The sequence below is a fragment of the Sphingobium yanoikuyae genome (assembly GCF_013001025.1).
Lineage (GTDB): Bacteria > Pseudomonadota > Alphaproteobacteria > Sphingomonadales > Sphingomonadaceae > Sphingobium > Sphingobium yanoikuyae_A.
The window spans coordinates 123,286-139,515 of record NZ_CP053023.1; the positions used below are offsets into that span (position 1 = coordinate 123,286).

General features: G+C 64.6%; 18 protein-coding genes and 2 pseudogenes. 5 read left to right on the plus strand and 15 right to left on the minus strand.

Annotation, left to right across the window (positions count from 1 at the left end; all coding sequences use genetic code 11):
* Positions 1-2: 2 nt before the first annotated feature.
* The 8 genes from traC to HH800_RS27730 are packed head-to-tail and all read right to left on the minus strand — an operon-like array spanning position 3 to position 7,832.
* Complete coding sequence (gene traC, locus HH800_RS27695; protein ID WP_066701727.1) at positions 3-2,597, minus strand: type IV secretion system protein TraC; 2,595 nt, start codon at positions 2,595-2,597, stop codon at positions 3-5.
* Between the two features lies 1 nt (position 2,598).
* The gene (locus tag HH800_RS27700; protein WP_235682173.1) at positions 2,599-3,591 is read right to left on the minus strand and encodes a TraV family lipoprotein; all 993 of its coding nucleotides are present in this window, start codon (positions 3,589-3,591) and stop codon (positions 2,599-2,601) included.
* Entirely contained in the window at positions 3,588-4,475 is an 888-nt protein-coding gene (locus HH800_RS27705) for a DsbC family protein (RefSeq protein ID WP_066701776.1), read from the minus strand. Before HH800_RS27705 ends, HH800_RS27700 begins: the two co-directional genes overlap by 4 nt.
* Positions 4,462-5,793 (minus strand): TraB/VirB10 family protein, encoded by a 1,332-nt coding sequence (locus HH800_RS27710; protein WP_066701722.1) that lies wholly within the window; start codon positions 5,791-5,793, stop codon positions 4,462-4,464. Before HH800_RS27710 ends, HH800_RS27705 begins: the two co-directional genes overlap by 14 nt.
* 4 nt (positions 5,794-5,797) lie before the next feature.
* Positions 5,798-6,601, minus strand: coding sequence for a type-F conjugative transfer system secretin TraK (locus HH800_RS27715; RefSeq protein WP_066701719.1), 804 nt, complete (start codon positions 6,599-6,601; stop codon positions 5,798-5,800).
* The gene (locus HH800_RS27720) at positions 6,598-7,164 is read right to left on the minus strand and encodes a type IV conjugative transfer system protein TraE (RefSeq protein WP_066701717.1); all 567 of its coding nucleotides are present in this window, start codon (positions 7,162-7,164) and stop codon (positions 6,598-6,600) included. The genes HH800_RS27715 and HH800_RS27720 overlap by 4 nt, the downstream gene beginning before the upstream one ends.
* Before the next feature lies 1 nt (position 7,165).
* Positions 7,166-7,456 (minus strand): type IV conjugative transfer system protein TraL, encoded by a 291-nt coding sequence (gene traL, locus HH800_RS27725; protein WP_008832027.1) that lies wholly within the window; start codon positions 7,454-7,456, stop codon positions 7,166-7,168.
* Between the two features lie 55 nt (positions 7,457-7,511).
* Positions 7,512-7,832, minus strand: coding sequence for a TrbC/VirB2 family protein (locus tag HH800_RS27730; RefSeq protein WP_008832026.1), 321 nt, complete (start codon positions 7,830-7,832; stop codon positions 7,512-7,514).
* A 360-nt stretch (positions 7,833-8,192) separates the two neighbouring features.
* On the opposite strand from HH800_RS27730, the gene HH800_RS27735 reads away from it, so the two are divergent.
* Together HH800_RS27735 and HH800_RS27740 are read left to right on the plus strand one after the other, a co-directional pair.
* A complete protein-coding gene (locus HH800_RS27735) occupies positions 8,193-8,705 on the plus strand; it encodes a hypothetical protein (protein ID WP_036528824.1) in 513 nt (170 codons plus the stop codon).
* A 95-nt stretch (positions 8,706-8,800) separates the two neighbouring features.
* A complete protein-coding gene (locus HH800_RS27740) occupies positions 8,801-9,349 on the plus strand; it encodes a hypothetical protein (RefSeq protein ID WP_066701713.1) in 549 nt (182 codons plus the stop codon).
* A gap of 54 nt (positions 9,350-9,403) precedes the next feature.
* Here HH800_RS27740 and HH800_RS27745 read toward each other — a convergent pair whose 3' ends face one another.
* Positions 9,404-10,399, minus strand: a complete 996-nt coding sequence (locus tag HH800_RS27745; RefSeq protein ID WP_066701710.1) for a lytic transglycosylase domain-containing protein — start codon at positions 10,397-10,399, stop codon at positions 9,404-9,406.
* A gap of 110 nt (positions 10,400-10,509) precedes the next feature.
* Here HH800_RS27745 and HH800_RS27750 point away from each other — a divergent pair, with 110 nt between their 5' ends.
* On the plus strand, positions 10,510-11,805 hold the full coding sequence (locus tag HH800_RS27750) for a hypothetical protein (RefSeq protein ID WP_066701708.1): 1,296 nt from the start codon (positions 10,510-10,512) through the stop codon (positions 11,803-11,805).
* Positions 11,806-11,853: 48 nt separating this feature from the next.
* Here HH800_RS27750 and HH800_RS27755 read toward each other — a convergent pair whose 3' ends face one another.
* Positions 11,854-12,123 (minus strand): hypothetical protein, encoded by a 270-nt coding sequence (locus HH800_RS27755; protein WP_066701706.1) that lies wholly within the window; start codon positions 12,121-12,123, stop codon positions 11,854-11,856.
* 220 nt (positions 12,124-12,343) lie between these two features.
* Between HH800_RS27755 and HH800_RS27760 the strand changes: the two genes are divergently transcribed.
* Together HH800_RS27760 and HH800_RS27765 are read left to right on the plus strand one after the other, a co-directional pair.
* A complete protein-coding gene (locus HH800_RS27760; RefSeq protein ID WP_066701775.1) occupies positions 12,344-12,628 on the plus strand; it encodes a hypothetical protein in 285 nt (94 codons plus the stop codon).
* Between the two features lie 137 nt (positions 12,629-12,765).
* On the plus strand, positions 12,766-13,269 hold the full coding sequence (locus HH800_RS27765; RefSeq protein WP_232037468.1) for a DUF983 domain-containing protein: 504 nt from the start codon (positions 12,766-12,768) through the stop codon (positions 13,267-13,269).
* 15 nt (positions 13,270-13,284) lie between these two features.
* Here the strand turns inward: HH800_RS27765 and HH800_RS27770 are convergent, their stop codons facing one another.
* From HH800_RS27770 to HH800_RS27790, 5 genes and pseudogenes are all read right to left on the minus strand, one after another.
* Positions 13,285-13,821 (minus strand): sensor histidine kinase, encoded by a 537-nt coding sequence (locus tag HH800_RS27770; protein ID WP_233423686.1) that lies wholly within the window; start codon positions 13,819-13,821, stop codon positions 13,285-13,287.
* A gap of 29 nt (positions 13,822-13,850) precedes the next feature.
* Positions 13,851-14,105, minus strand: a pseudogene (locus HH800_RS27775) (DUF4158 domain-containing protein); the annotation flags it as partial.
* Between the two features lie 4 nt (positions 14,106-14,109).
* Positions 14,110-14,617, minus strand: a pseudogene (locus tag HH800_RS27780) (recombinase family protein).
* Between the two features lie 186 nt (positions 14,618-14,803).
* Positions 14,804-15,430: a DsbA family protein gene (locus tag HH800_RS27785; RefSeq protein WP_169863517.1), complete on the minus strand. Its 627-nt coding sequence runs from the start codon at positions 15,428-15,430 to the stop codon at positions 14,804-14,806.
* Positions 15,427-16,206, minus strand: a complete 780-nt coding sequence (locus HH800_RS27790) for a TlpA disulfide reductase family protein (protein ID WP_235682174.1) — start codon at positions 16,204-16,206, stop codon at positions 15,427-15,429. The genes HH800_RS27785 and HH800_RS27790 overlap by 4 nt, the downstream gene beginning before the upstream one ends.
* Positions 16,207-16,230 lie beyond the last annotated feature (24 nt).

A 16,230-nucleotide genomic window follows, 5' to 3' on the forward strand; every position in this document is an offset into this window, starting at 1 on the left:
ACCTACTCCGCAGCGATTGCGACGTCGGGATCACTCTCCGCATTCGCCGCCCATTTCTCGGGATTGTCGGGAAAGGCGATGCGCTCGATCGCCTCGTCCATGCTGAGACCCTCGCCGATCAGCGCCTCGATCCGGGCGAAGGTCTGCGGGCTCGAGGAAAACAATGTGGCCGAATAGGGATCCAGAACCAGGCGACCAACCGCCAGCGTCTCGGGTCCCTTGATCATGATGTCCGAATATTCGAAGCCGTTGCGCTTCAAGGAGCGCAGCAGCGCATCGGTATAATCGTCCATCTCGAAGCGATCATGCTTCTTGAAATCGGCTATCGTTTCCGGCTTCTGCTGCAGAATGACGAACCAGTCGCTGTTCTCCAGCGCTGCGATTGACCCCGCCGACTTATAATAGTCGTTGAGCGACTGCGTGGCGGTGACGAGCGAGGCGCCATATTTGCGGCAGGTGCGCGCATAGGTCTCGATGAAGTCGGCCATGGCCCCGCCGCGCAGCAGCTGCCAGGCTTCATCCAGCAGCAGTGCCTTGGGGATTGCGCGATCGACCTTGCGCATCACCTGCTGCGACATGAACATGATGGCGGTGAGGACCACGCTGCGCAGTTCTTCGCGCGCCGAGAGATCCGAGAGCTCGAAGACGGTGAGCTGCGCCTTCAGTTCGAAGCTGACTTCCCCCTGGAAGAACCGGCCGTAGGTGCCCGCCGCCGAGAAGGGGCGCATAGCAATACTGAGATCGTGCGCGAGCGCGTTGCCGGTTGCATCGAGCGCCTCGATCACAAGGTCGATCGATCCTCTTCGGCCGTGCGCCTCCCAAACCGTGTTGACCGCGCCATCGATGAGGCCGCGCTCGGTATCGTTGAGACGGTCGATGTGGCGCGACATCTGGTTCACGATGGCCTTAAGCATCGCCATGCAGTCGAGCAGATAGTCCTCGTCCTCCGCCGCCTGGGCCTCGTCGATCATCGAGAAGGGATTGAGGCAGAAGCCAGAGCTCATGGTGAACTCGACGAAGGCGCCGCCCTGCAATTTGGCCGAATGCTCGAAGGATCGGCCGTCGTCGATCACGACCACCTTCGCGCCAGCGCCGCACAGCGAGGCGCACAGCTCCTGCAAGGCCACCGACTTGCCCGAACCCGATTTGCCGAAGACCGCGACATTATGGTTGCCCGCCGCGTTTTCGAAGGGTGACCAGAAGAAAGGCTGGCCGCGCCGTCCCACCATCAGGAGATGCGGCACATGGCCGCCCAGATATTCGCCCTGCAGCGGCGCGAGATTGGCGGCGGTGGTGGTAAGCAGCGTGCGCATGCGCTTCATCCGCTCGAGATCGCGCGACAGGCCGTTGGCCATCGTCATGGGCATGGCGCAGAGCAGGCCCATCACCTGCAGGTAGCGGTCGTCGAGCAGGTCCCAGCCCGCTGCTCGGTAGACAGATTTGAGAACGCGTTCGTTGGCGTCGCCGCGCCCCTTGGGCGAGAAGGACGTGACCGAAAAGAACACCCGCACGAGCTTGCGGCCCTGCCGGATCTCGTCGTTGACGAAGCGCCACTCCTGGCTCTGGTCGCGCAGTTGCGGCAGGAAACGCGCGGACTTGGAATCGGCGAGACTCGTCGTCCGCATGAACTTGAAACTCGCCTTGTTCGACGAGGCTTGGGTGTCCGGATATTCAACGCACAGGTTCGTCGCGACCGGGCACGGCATGCGCAGCTTGTCGGTGAACATGTCGCCCACCAGCTTCGCCATGTCCCAGGGCGCCCAGCGATTGGGCAGGTTGCGCACCGAGAAGGAGCGCACGTCGAAGACATCGGGATAGATTTCGCCGATCTCCGGGGCCCCTTCGTGGACCTTGCCGGTCGGTCGGAACCGCTCGGTGCGCAGCAGCATCCGGTCGGGTTCGACCCGGAGCTCGATGTCGCGGCGAATGGCCTGGTCGGCGATGGGATCGAAGGGATTGTAGCTGACGACGTCCTCGCCGGCAGCCGTGGTCGGTGAGGTGATGTCGTCGATCCAGGCGATCAGCGCGACCGGATCCATGCGCCGGGTGGTGACCCCCACCGAAGCCAGCGCGGAGACGAGGCCCTCCATGACCGAGACGATGTCGTCATCGGACACCGACGAACTCTCGGGCGTCGAATAGGAGATCGCCACGCGGTGATGGCGCAGGCAAAAGGGCGCGTCCTTCGAGAGCGACTGCCATACGCCGTCGCTGAGGAAATCGACCCGGTGCTTGGCCATCCGTTCGTAGACGCCGCGTGCGGCGTAGCGCGGCAGATACCATTTGCTCAGCGCCTCCCCCACGCGCGGGCTCATCCACTGATGGAACTGGATGCAGCCCGGCGCGGGAATGCCTTCGGACAGGAACTGCGTGATGATCTCCGCGGTGCGCTCGTCAGCGCCCACCATTGGAGCGGCCTCGATCACGAAACCGCGCGAGGCGCTGTTGTAGAAGATCCCCGTCTTGGGATCGTAGCTGCGATAGGGCAGCCAGTGCGCCAGCATGGGAACGCCGAGCGCGGGCCGGTCATCATCGGGACGCGCCGCATCGCCGAAGAGCCCCGAGAGCATGCTGTCGAAAAAGCCGCCTTTCGCCATGTCAGTTCTCCTCCGCGACGGCGCCGGGGAATGCGGCCGAATTCACCGTGGGCTTGAGCACCGGCCGCAAGTCGGGCGCCTGCGCGCCCGTGGCCGCTGCCCGCGCACCATCCTGTGCCTGCGACGCCACCGCCTGGTACCGGCTATCGGCTTTCACCCGCGCCGCCGCTTCCGCGCCGGCGGTCGTCTTGGCGGGAGCGCCAGGGACTGCCGCAGCCTGCGGAGCGGACGGGACCGCGCGTGTCGGCGGTGCAGCCGCTGCCGCGGGAGGAGCAGTCGGTTCGGCGGACGGGGCCGCAGCGCTGACGGGTTGCGGGGGCGTCGCTGCGACCTTGCGCCGCGCCCGCGCATCGGGCCTTGGCGAAAGCCGGGCCGCGACAGCGCTCTTGATGCTGGCAACCGGATCTGCCGTCGCACGCGCCCGCGCGGCAGCGACAGCCGCCGGGTCAGGCAGGCCTTCGGCGGGGGAGAAGCGCTCCGTCTCAGTCCGATCGACCGCGTCGGCGAGCGTCTCGCCCGCATAGGCCGCGGCGCGCTCATTGCGGGAGGACAGGCCAGACGCGTCCGCGATAGCCTGCTGCTGCCACTCGCCCTGCGCAACCACGGCATGGACGGCACTCGCCTCGTGCAGCCGGCCGCGCTCGTCGATATAAGGCTGGAAGACGATCCGCAGCACTTTCTCACGCGTGCGGCCCGCCTCTCCGATCGACACAGGCATGCGCCGCGTGCTTGCCACCGCCGTCCGGGCGCCTTTTCCCGCTCCCATGTCGGGATCGCGATAGGGTCCCGCCCGTGACGGCACGGCGTCCGGCGCTTCAGCCGTGATGAGGGCCAGTGCCCGGTCGTCGATCGATGACGACGGCGCGCAAATTCCGTCCGGCGCAGGGCAGGAAAAACTCCCCGCGATATTGCTGCCGAACGATGCGCAGCCCCCCATGAGTGGCAGGACGGCGAGCGCCAGGCCAGCATGCCAGCGAGTGGCGCGGCCCTTCACGACTTGGCTCCCTTCAGCCATGCTTCCAGCACGTCCTTGGGCCGGTAGCCCTCAAGCATGGCGCCATCGCTACGGACGATGACCGGGGTCCCGCTCAGGCCATGGCTGCGGGCGAACTGCTCGTTGGCGTCGAGGCCACGCGTGTCGCATTTGCCCTCGCTTTCGAACGGCGCGCCGGAATAGGCGGCGTGGAGCGCCTCTTCCCGGTTCCTGGCGCAATAGACGCGGTCGGCCAGATCCCGGCTGCCCAGGACCGAAATGGGCCGTTCGATGACCTTGACGTCCATGCTGCGCAGCACGCTAGTAAGCGCGCGGCAGTAGCCGCAGCGAAAATCGGTAAAGACCGTGACCGACTGGCTCGATGCCTTGTTGCCCCAGACGATCGCTCCGTCGCGGGGCAGCCCCGCGAGCGACAGCGTGGCCGGCCGCACCGGCACGGAGACACGGCGCGCGCCGGCGGTGGGTGCGACGGGAGAAACGTCCGCCTCGCCGCCGAGCGCGGCCGTCGCATTGGCCTTGGCGGCGCCGCCGACCAGCATGTCGGGGTTCATCTCCAGGAGGCGTGCGGCGGTCACGTCCTGCCGCGTTTCCATGTCGTATACCCGGCCGATGACCAGATAGCGGGCGCCGCGATCGACATAGAAGAGGTTGGCGCCGGCTGTCACTTCGCACAGCCCTGCGACCTTGGCGCAGTTAACCGCGCTGATCTCGGTCTTGGGCAGCCGGGCCTTGAGCAGGCCCGCGACCTGGCTGTCTTCGGTCGGAACGGCAGCGGCAGCGGCAGCGATGGCGGCGGCGCCCAGTCCCACCACCGGCAGGGCGATGAGGCCATAGCTCCAGGGCGTACGCGCAACAGCGGCGCGAAGGCGATCAGTTACGGACATAGACACCCTCCAGAAAGACGATTTCGACATCGATGCCAGTCGGCATCTCGATCACCGGCTGATATTGTTCGGCGCGCTCGATCAGATATTTCGAGACCATGTCGCCGGTCTGGGCGACGCCTTCCCCGAAGCCACCCTCCAGGATCTCGCCCGCCGAGAGTTTGTCGCGCTTGCCGTTTGTGGTGATGTTGGTGCCCTGGAACACCGAATTGGCGTTTGCGGAGAAGCCGCGGCCAAAGCCCCCGAAGAGGCCGGCGATGAAGGCCTGCGTCACCAGCCCGCCTTCGCGCGAGACCACCCGGCCGCGCACCCCGGTCTTGCCGCCGAAGGCGATGAAGCCCTTGACCTCCGAGACCGCGTAGCGGCCGCCGGGCTGCGGACAGGTCATCTTCTGCAGTTTGACGTAGACTTTCTCGGCCGAAAGGTCGCCGCGCGCCGCTCCGTTGATGAGGCAGCCCTCGATCTTCGTGGTGAGCAGGCGCCCGTTCTGGAAGACGCTGCGTGCAGGGCCTGTCACGCGCAGCACGACCGGAAGCGGGTCGGACTGGCTGTTGACGCCGGCACTGGCATCGACGCCGACGATCACCTTGGCGGATGCGAAGCTGTTGGGCGGCAGGTAATTGACGCTGTCGGTATAGACCGTGTTGCCCTTGGCGACGCGCGAGGCATTGCCGGTCTCGGTGGTCTGGAAGTTCACCATCTTGACCTCCGCGCCGCCCATCGGCGCGCCGGCGGGCCCGGCCGCCCCCGGCGTGCCATCGGGCCGCCGATAGGCCTGGGTCCCGCCCGGACCGTAAAGCGCGGCTGGACCTGGTTGGGGCGGCGGTGCCGCCCGCTGCTGGGCCGCCTCGCGCTTGAGTCGTTCGTTCTCGGCCTGGTAGGCGGAGAAGACCCGCTGGCCATCGGCCTGAAGGGCCTGGTTCTGCCCCTTCAGCGCCTCGACCTGGGCTGCCAGCGCGTCGACGCGGTTTTGCTGCGCATTCACCGACTTCAGCTGGTTTTCCATCGACTGGAACTGGTTCTCGGACATCCCCATCCACTCCTGTTGGGAGAGGTTGCGGTTCACGAGATCCTTGGTCGACACCTCGACCTTTTCGCCGTCGTCGTCTTCGGCCGCGTCCTTGTCGTTGCCCCCGAAGATCCAGAAGGACGAGAGCACCAGCCCCGCGCCGGCAACGCCCGCGAGCAGCAACCGCTGCTTCTTGCGGGTCGCCTCGTTTCTGCCGATTTCGCCGGTTACCGGTGAAACAGTTTCTGTTTCTTCATCGGGACCGTCCAGGGTGCGACGGGTGCGCGAGAAGATATCCGCGAGTGCCATATGACTACCTCCCGATCTGCGAGACGAGATAGGCCGTGGTGACCTTGCCGGGCGCGAGCATCGGCTCGGCGATGGAGACGGCGAGCGCGCTGCGCGGCGCGACCGCGCCTTCGTTCAGCGCGATCGGCGCGTTGCTCATATTCTCGATGCGCAGAACCTTGCCGGTGAGCTCCTGCCCCCGATATTCCGCGATCATCTGGACCTTGAGCCCGCCGACGAAGACCGGGCGCAAAGTGCGCTGCCGCATCTCGTAGCCATCGACGATGCTGTTGGAATACATCGCCTGTACGAGTTCGACGGCTGCGTCCTGGGGGCCGGCCTTGATTGTGGCGGCGACCGCCTCACCCGAGCGATCTTTCGCGATCGCCGGATTGGAAATGAAGACCTGCGCGGCCTGCTCGCCGCCAATGCGGCAAACGAACTTGTAGACATAGCCGCGCTTGGTCGTGCCGAAGAAGGAGAGCGCGGACCGCCCGAAACCCTCGGGTACCGACAGGTAGATGTCGCCGCGCACCGGTTCGTTGACGACGCTGAAATCGTCCGTCGGATTGCCGGTGGAGATCTTCGAGACACTGGCGAACTCGTCCTCGACGAGGCTGATGCGGGTCAGGTCCTTGGCCGACGCCTGGCAGTCGACCTGGCTGCTGTCCGACGCCATGATGGTCTGGTCCGCCCAGGCGGGCTCGGCGATCAGAAGCAGGCCGGCCGCGACCAGTCCCGCGCCGATGAAACGGCTGGCGTGGCAATAATATCGGGAGCACAAGGCGGCGCCGGCAGCCGTGCTGCCGATGGCGATAGCACTCATCATTGATCTCCTTCCTCGGCTTTGGACACCATCCCGAAGCCGACGAGCTGCAGCGAGACGCCCGAATATTTCCATTTGAAGCGGAAGGTCCGGCGGTCCTTGGAGATGACCTTGCTCCCTACGATCGTGTGCAGGTCGCCCGTCACGTCCGAGGTCAGATTGTCCGGATCGAGCTTCATCGACTGGATCGCGAAGAACTGCGCGATCGAGGATCCGCGCTGCTCGTTGACGATCTTGAGAAGGTCCGCCTTGAGCCGCCCCTGTGCGCTTGGCGCCGTGATATCGAGAACCGACTTCATCCAGTATTCCAGGTTGCTCGGCGATCGATCGAGGGTCAGCACCGCGGCGTCGCGCGTGACCATCTCCAGATACTCGCGGCTGACCCCGGCGCTGCTGACTGTGAGCGGCGACCGCAGGATCGGCTGCAGGACGATCTCCCGATCGCGGGTCGCTACCATCAGGAAGAGGATGGCGGTAATCGCTGCGAGCACGCCGGCGATGGCGACGAGGAGGTTGCGCTGCTTGAGAACGCGCTGGCTTTGCGCGTGGCTGTTGGCGATCTCCATGTCAGCCGGCCATCAGTCGAAGGTAGGAGGGCGGTGTCGCCTTCATGCCGGTGAACCCGGCCGGAAGGTGCCAATAGGCCATGTGCAGCAGCCAGGATGCCGCCCGTCCCGCCTTAGCGCGCTTCAAGCCCCACCAGCCTGCTCCAGCGAGCAAAATGCCGATAAGGATATGCTGAGACAGGATCCCCCAGGTGAACGGAATCACCATCGCGAGGAACTCATCCAGGGTCCACAGCCCGATCAGTTCTGGATCATCCAGATGAGTTGGAATGACATATTTGTCCGCAGACATCGCACCACCCTCCATTTGGACCGTCGGCGCTGCTACGCCGCCGGCCGAACCCACGTCAGATCGTTGCGGTGACGGTCGAGGTGACGATCGGCACGCCGGTGCCGGCGCCCACGCCGACGCCCACCGGGATGGCGATCTGGCCCATCGAGAAGCGGCCCGAGGCGAGCGCGACCACGCCGCCGGCGAGGCTGAGCACGGTGATGATCTTGCCGCCTGATCCCTCGAGGAAGTCGGTGAACTTGGTGAGCGCGGTGTCGAAGGTGGTGTCGGCGCCGGCGAAGGCCGGTCCGGCGAACATGAGCAGCGCGAAGGCCAGCGCCGCGATCACGAGGATCGCAAGCTCTACCCGCCCGCCATGCTTCAGTACCTGTTGCATGAGCATTTCCTTCCGATTGAGACGCGGCGGTTCCGCGCCCAATCGAAGGCTGTCCCCTCGCTCGCCGGCCGAGCAACCTTCCCCGGCTCGGCGCGTTGCGGGAGACATGAATTTTTCTTCCAGCCCGAGTCGCTTGGCGCCGCGCGCGAACCGCTCCGGTACGCGCTGCGAGCCGGGGTGGCCCGCCGTGCAGACCAGGACGGTCACCAGCGCGCGCCACGCTGGCCCGAAATCCGAGCCACCCGCGCGACTCGCGAAAATTTGCGATAAGATTGGTTAACGGTTAGGTTCTACCGTGGAATCGGCATGAGGTTCGTGCCGCGTAGCAAGGACGCGGGATCCGGCACTCAGGGGGGTCGAGTGGGGCAGGGTTACAAAACGTCACAGGGACAGGACGCGGCGGGAGTAGGTTTCCCCCGACAGGTCAGCATCGATATCTCCGAGCACTTCTTCCGCCTCACCACCGAAAGCGTGCGGCTGCGCTCGAACGAAACCCATTCTTACCAGACGCTCGCGACGCTGGTGAATGCCCGCGCCGCCTCCGCCGCGGCCATGGATCATGATTCCGATGTGCTTCGCTCGCATCTGGACAAGATCCCCACCGAAGGCGGCATTCGTATCAAACTGCGCGTTACCGCGAGCAGCGCCGAGAACCTCAGCGAGGCCCAGCATATTCTGGCCAAGCAACTCGGGCAGGGCATGTCCGCCGGCGACATGCTGTCGCTTCTCCTGTTCGACTATATCGTCGAGCAGAAGGCGAAGGCCGTCGTAGCGAAGTTGCGCGAACAGGGGCTCGATTTACCGCCTACCCAGGCCGCCGGAAAAATTGCGAGCGATTCGCAACAGGTAAGTCCATCCGTACCAATGGCTTAGCCGATACCTATAAAGAAATCCAGGTCACAGGTTGTTGCAAAGCGTTTCCCGCTGTGATTTGGTGCTCTCACGGAGCAGGATCAGGGGGCCGGTTCATGACATCCCTTGCCACCAGCGGGGCACCTTCCTCGACGGACGAAAGCAAGTCCGCTGAAGAGAACGCTGCGATCCCCTTCAGGGACTATATTCCTTACATTCTTCAGGCGATGTCGGATCAAAATGTGAGCGTGCGGAAACTGGCGCTCAAGACCGGCATCAGGCGCAACCGCCTGTCTAATCTTCTGCGGCCCACCGCCGATCCTTCCACCCGTGAGAGCATGACGCTCGTCGAGTTTCAGACGATCCTTCATGTCCTTCAAATCGGGTTCATCCAGGCCGTTCTCGGTGTCGAAACTCTTCGCGACCTGGATCTTCTCCATGACGGCCGATTCTCGACGATGATGCAGATGATTTCCGAGGTGTTCGCGAGCCTGCCGCTCTCGCTTGTCCATGCGCTCAACGACGTGGAAGGCATGGATGGCACCGAGATCCGCCGCGAATGGGCAGGCCCCTTGCGCGACGGCGTCGTTGACCGGGTGGTACGCGAGGTCATCGCGATCATCGAGCGTCGCGCCCGCATGGAGCAGAGCTTCCGCCTGGATTGACCGACGGACGCCGTCCGCGCGGTTCGCACCGGCGTCCGTCGGCTCGGTCTCGCCTCAGAAGCGCGAAACGATCGCGCTGCGTCCATTGAAACGCGGCGATGTTGGAGTCGGCGGCAACGATGGGCCGGTAACACTGGCCGTCCGCGTGAAACCGCTCAAGCGCCGCCAGTTGAGGAGGATATCGTCGACATAGGCCTGGGTCTCGGCGATCCGCGGCACCTGGCCGTCCCGCACCCGTCCCGGCCCGGCATTATAGGCCGCCAACGCCAGATGGACCTGGCCGAAGCGATCGAGCTGGCTGCGCAGATAGCGCGCGCCGCCGTGCAGATTCTGCTCGATATCGTAGCGATCCACGCCCAGCCCCGCGGCCGTGCCGGGCATGAGCTGGGTCAATCCATAGGCATTTTTCGGCGAAACGGCCCGGTCATTGTAGCGGCTTTCGCGGATGATCATGGCGTCGAAAAGGCCGACCGGGATGCCATATTGGCACGCGATCGCGCTCATCATCCCGTAATAGCCCGCCCGCCGGATCTCCGCCTGGGCGCTGAGGAAACCGGCCGGCCGATAGCCTCCGGCATAGCATCCTGCCGTGTATCGGGTTGCGGCGCTGGCAAAGGCCAGTCCGCCGCGCATCCACGCAGGGACGGGTATCGCCTCCAGCGTCGGCTCGGCAGAAACGCCGGGCGCGGCCGCAACTGGCGGCGCCGCCCCGGAAGCCGACACGTCGACCGGCGAGGTCTCGCCGGGGGCCACTTGCCCGTAGGTCTGCGCCATCTGGAACTGCACCCATTTGCGGCTGAGATCATGGACGCTGAACGAGGCTGGAAGCGCGGCTGGACGTGCCTCGGCGAGCGGAGCTCCTTCGTCCACCGCGGGCGTGTCCGGGCGGTCTGTGCCATCTGAGCCCGCAGCGGCCGGCAGGCGTGGCGGCGCCGGCACGCCCATCGTGATAAGCTGAACGGTGCGCGGCGAACCTTGCGGGCTGGCGCCGGCAAGCGGGGCCGCGAGGGTGATGGTGAGCAGCGGTGCAGCAAGGAGCGCGGTCTTCATAAAACCTCCCGAAACCTGTCCTTGCCCGAGTGGAGGTGAACCCAAATCCCGTTGTCAATCCCGCGGCGCCTGGTCAGACTTTGCCCATTGCGCTCCAAAAGGGCTTCTCCATGTGGCTGATCGACCGGCAGGGCGACGGACAAAAAGGTCGTCGCATCCCCCTTCCCGACCTCGTGCGGTCCGCACTGGTGCGCTGGTATACGGGCGAAGGCTCGCGCGGCGATGAAGAGGCGGGGATCGCGCTGGTCCAGCAAGCACGGATCGGCGCCAAGTGGATCGCATGCGACTGCCTGGGTCCCGACACCCGGCCGCCGGTCCTGACCCCCGCCTTCCTGTCGGAAGCTGAAACCTATTATCTGCGGCGCCTGACGGGCGCCGACCGGCCCGAGCATCGTCCCCAATGCCCCTTCTTTCGCGAGCAGGCGACCAATCGCATTTCGGAGATCCGTACACCCCATTCGCCGGCCGATCCCCCGGAAGGCTATTTCGAAGTGCTGCGGCCAGCCCCTGAGAAGCTGGCGCAAAAGCCGCAGGCCGACAGTATCGACGACAGGACACGCAATGCGACGGTGCCGCGTCTCGCCCGCCTTCTCTGGCGCCTTATGACCCTGGCCGGTGTCCATCGCACGCCGCCGCTTGGGGCGGAGCCGCCCGAACGCTCCATTGCACAAGAATTCAGGGCCCTGAGCGCGGCGGCCGCGCGGATCGAGCTTGCACCCGGCATCGAGCTCGGCCGCGCCTTATGGACACATGCCCGCCCCTTTCACAATAATCGCGTGTTCGCAGGTCTGCGCGCGTTATCCCATCAGTGGCCACCGGGTCACGCACCGCAGGCGTTCCTCGCGCTCTACGCGACAGCGGTGCAGGGTGCGACCATCCATGTCGCGGGCGCCGAGCCGGTGGTGCTCGCCAATCGGGTGCAGTCCCCATCGATCCGCGGCAACCCGATCAAAGGTCCTTACCTGGTGCTGGTCGTGGTCGGCGAATATCCCGAGGCCGACGGCTATGCGGCGCTGCGCGCCTATGCGCAGCCCATCCTCTCAGGCCAGCGTTTCGTGCCGGTTGCCTCCGAATTCGAGCGATCTCTCTATCGCGGCCTGCTTGACGCGCGACGAGGGCTCGATCGCCTCGGTATTGATCTCGTGATCGAAAAGCCGCTCTTCGACCAGTTGACCCCGCAAGGCGCCTGTCGGCCCGACTTCCTGCTTGAAGCGCAGTCGAGAGAGACCGGCGAGATCCGGCAGCTGGTCGTTGCGGCGCAGAGCGCCCTCGACGAGAACTTTCTGGCGGTGAAGGCCGCCATCCATCCGCGCCTCGAGATGATCGCGCCGCTGATTAGCCTCGGGCCCGACGCGCTTGAGCGCGGTGCCGTACCGGATATCGTGCGAACCGCCTTAGGCCTGTGAGCCCGGCGCATCAGGCAATAATGATACGGCGAGCGCCCTCGCCTCTGCTCAGGACCAGCGGAGCGTCGCGGCGAACCATGCCACAATGCCCAAGGTGACCGGCGTCGACAGCAAATAGAGTTTCTGCCAGCGCCACCAGGTCCGGGGCAGAAACAATGCTGCTCCACGCACATCGTGAATTTGGCGCCAGGCACGCTCCTGAACCAGCTGTCCGAGAAGCACCCCGACCGACAGCGAAACTGCGAGCGCGCAGCACAGGCCGACGCCAACGTAAATCGCAAGCCAATTGGCAATTTCCATCTGCGTCAACTGCGCCATGAGTCTCTATGTCTTTCTTGCCATGTCCAGTACGCGCTTGAGACGACACCTGTTCCCGCGCGTTCGACACTTCCTAGCACAAGCATATTGGCAAATGGTTTAGCTCCAAAATGGTCTTAATTCAGCCTGTTGAACCCGCTCATTCTTTGCCCATCTTGCCCGGAGGGTGAATGAAAGCCGCACGGGGTGCCTGAAGCGTCGCAGGTTCGTGCGGAATCCCATGAAAGGCAACGGTTCAAGGGCGAAGAAGGCTGTGCTGGCTACGGTATTAGTGATCGTCTTCCAGGGGACGGAGAAGGTAGGCATCTATGACGATCGGCCAGCGGCCAGCGCGGCCTTGTGGAGCTTCGTCGAGGCGCATTGGGACGAGGCGCACCATGGTCCCGCGCCAGAAGCCCGAAGCGAGGCGCAACTGAACCTCTTCTTTGCCGGAGAGGGCGACAGCTATGTCATCGCGGAGGCGGATCTGGACGACGCAGCGCAGGCTCTCGGATCGCCGCTTTAATCAGACGAGCGCACATTTCGGACGTCGGAATGATGTTTTATACATCATAACTGCGCCTTCATATTTGAGTGTAAAAGCCATATGATTCCTGGGGCTGTCTGCCGTCCAGCCTTGCCTCTCTTTTCGATAGCAGCGAGATGATCTTGCCTGCTTTCACCCGAACGCCATTCGATCGCCGTGATCGTCCGGCCGGCGCCCCGCCCGCCCAGTTCATCGGGCCGAAACGTCGAGACTGCGCTCTGCCCGAAACGCTGGGTACCGCCGCGCTACGCGGCGTGCGCGGCCGCTGTCCAAGGTGCGGCGAAGCGCACCTATTCTACCGATTCCTCAAACCTGTGACCATCTGCGCGCACTGCGGCCAGGACTGGAGCCATCAACGCGCGGACGACTTCCCGGCCTATGTGGCAATCATCGTGACCGGTCACCTCATGGCGCCCCTCATCATCGCGCTGGCCCGCGATTTCGCGCTCTCGGTCACCGCGATGATGGCGATCATCGTACCGCTGGCGCTTGTTCTGCTTCTTGGCCTGTTGCAGCCCGCCAAAGGCGCGATCATCGCGCTGCAGTGGTGGTGGGGCATGCACGGGTTCGAAAAGGAGCGAACAACAGGAGTGGCCGAGCCTGGGGACGATGGACCGTAGAGGTCGCGGCCCGCCTCAGACGACCTCGAAAACGCTGCCCTCTCCCGGCGCGCTGCGCTTGAGCGTGATCGTCCCGCCGTGGAGCTCGACCAACTGTTTGACGAGCGCGAGTCCGATCCCAAGTCCTTCCTGCGTGCGCTGGTTGGACCCATCGATCTGGGCAAACAGATCGAAGATCCGGGCCTGCATCTCCGCCGGGATGCCGACGCCCGTATCGGCGACCTCGATGCGGACCTGATCCTCTTCGCGCCTCGCGGAGAGGTGAATTTCTCCGCCCGCAGGCGTGTATTTGGCGGCGTTGGTGAGGAGATTGCCGACGACCTGCGCAAGACGGGCATGATCGGCCTCCAGCCAGATCGGCTCAGGCGCGACATCCTGGATCAGCTCATGGCTGGCCGCATCGATATGATGGCGTGATCCTTCGACGGCAAAGGTCAGCAGATCCTGGAGCAACAGATGCTCCTTCTTGAGCGCGATCTTGCCTTGGTCGATGCGTGCGATGTCGAGCAGGTCCTCGACCAGGCTGCCGAGATGCCGCACATATTTGCTCATTTGCCCGCGCACCATCGTGGCTGTCTCGGGATGCCGAGCTGATCCCCGACGAACCTGAGAGGAGCATCCGGGATGAATTCGCCGGGCTTCAGCAGCCGGCCGGGATAGCGCAAGGCACAGAGCTGTAGCGCAAAACCGAGTCGGTTGTGGGGACGCCTTCGGCTCGTGATGGCGCGCAGATCGTCGACACCGAGCGTCCAGTACCGCACCAGGTCGGCTTCGTTTTCGGACAAGGCGAACAACTCGGCATGTTGCGCCTCGGTCAGAACAGAACGGCGGGGCATCTGCTCAGGCCTTGGCTGGCCCCGTCCAGCCAATCCGATCAAGCGTGCCGATGAGGGTCGATCGGGGCACCTTGAAGGACCGGCACACTGACGCCTTGCTTGCACCAGCATTGAGTGCGTCAGTGATCTGCTCGATCGTTTCCGCGTTGATGCTAGGTGGACGCCCCCCGTGCCGACCGCGCCGCCGAGCTGCTGCCAAACCCGCCATCACCCGTTCGCGCGTGAGCGCGCGTTCATATTGAGCAAGCGCGCCGGTCTTTCAGGTCGGTGATGATCGTCAGAAGGTTGGCCAGGGATCGCCCGAGGCGGTCGAGCTTCCAAACGATCAGCGTGTCGCCATGCTTCAGGTACTCCAGGCAAGCCTTCAGCCCGGGGCGATCGTCCCGTGCGCCCGATGCTTTGTCGGAATAGAGATGACGCTCATCGACGCCGGCGGCGATGAGAGCATCGCGCTGCAGGTCGACCGACTGGCGATCGTCGACCGATGAGACACGCATGTACCCGATGAGCATGTACGACAAACCTCTGAATTGATGTTGTCGCGCATTAGATCAAGGCGACAGGGTTTGTCGTACATAATCGGGCGTCGTCATGGAACTGCAATCCGTTTGCGTCGTCCCCTGTCGGGAAACATGTGTTTCACGTCGTGCGATACTTACACTTCTCGTCATCCCTTCATCCTTGGGCAGCCGTCATGCTCAGCGTTCCCCTGGCTTGCTGCGCGCGGTGGCGACAAGCCGACGCAACGTCGGAAGATCGACTGCGCCGGCCACAACCTGCGAACCGACGATCAGCGCTGGCGTCCCGTTGAACCCGATCGCTTCAGCGATGGCATTGGTGCGTGCAAGGAGCGCATCGATTTCTGCGCCGCGCGTTTTCAGGTCGCGTTGCAGACGTGGCCAATCCACCTTGGCTCTCGCGGCAGCAGCCTTGACCCCAGCGTTATCGAGCCGGCCCGGTGAGGTCATCAACGTTTGATGGAAAGCGGCATGCTTGCCCTGCCATTGGCTTGCAATTGCAGCCCGTGAGGCTTCCCGCGACGCGGGGCCGAAAATCGGCCAGTCGCGATAGACGATCCGAACCTTCGGGTCGGCCGCAACCAGCGCGTTCAGCACCGCCTCCGTTTGGCGGCAATACGGGCAATTGTAGTCGAAAAACTCGACAACGGTGACGTCATAGGCTGAGGCGACACGCTTCGGGGCGACGGGATCGTCGATGACTGCCTTACGCGACAGATCGGGTTGCTGCGCAGCCGTGGGCATCGCCGGCCCGGCGAAAGCGACCATGGCCAGAAGGACACGAGCGAAGAAGTTGCGTCGGTTCATCGGTGTTTCCTTGCCATATCGATGCCATCGGCGAGGGCGGCGCGTGACAGCTCGCCAAGCTGGAGCTGCACGATCGTGCCGTCCGCAGCGACGAAGGCGGTTGCGGGATAGCCAGCCACTTCGAAGGCTTGGGAAAGCTCACGGGCAGGATCGAGCGCGACATTGCTCGCGCCGATGCCTTCACGGCTAAGAAACCCCTTGACGATCGCTGGTGCCTCACCCTGATCGGCGAGCAGGATCGGCACCTCCTGATAGCGTGATGCTGCCGCGTCGAGCATCGGCAGCTCGCGCCGGCATGGGCCGCACCAAGTCGCCCAAAGATTGATCACGAAGGGGCGCCCCCGGAAGCGATCAAGGGGGAGCGGAGCACCAGATGGCGTCGTCAAAGCGAGATGGTAGGGAAACGGGCCGTAGGTCACGGGCGGGATCAGAGCCTGAAGCGTGAACCAGAGGCCGCCAGCTATGGCCAGCGCACCCCAGCCTATCGCCAGCGCGCGCGTTCTGCCAAGCCGGAAGGCCAGCGTCCCGGCAGCGGCGATGAGGCCAGGAGCAGGCGCGAAACCGCCTTGCCACACTGCGAGGATGGACAGGGGAGCATCGGCGTAGCTCGTCCAGTGCGCCGCGACATAGCTGATCCGGGCCGTCACTAGTCCGACGACAATGGCACTGGTCGCGACCGCCGACACCCGCGGGAAGCGGAACCGTCCTGCCAGCGCCGTCAGTCCGAGAAACACGGAGACGCACAGCACCGCCAGTCCACGATCGACCGCCAGCATGAGTGGCCCGATAGCAATTGCGTT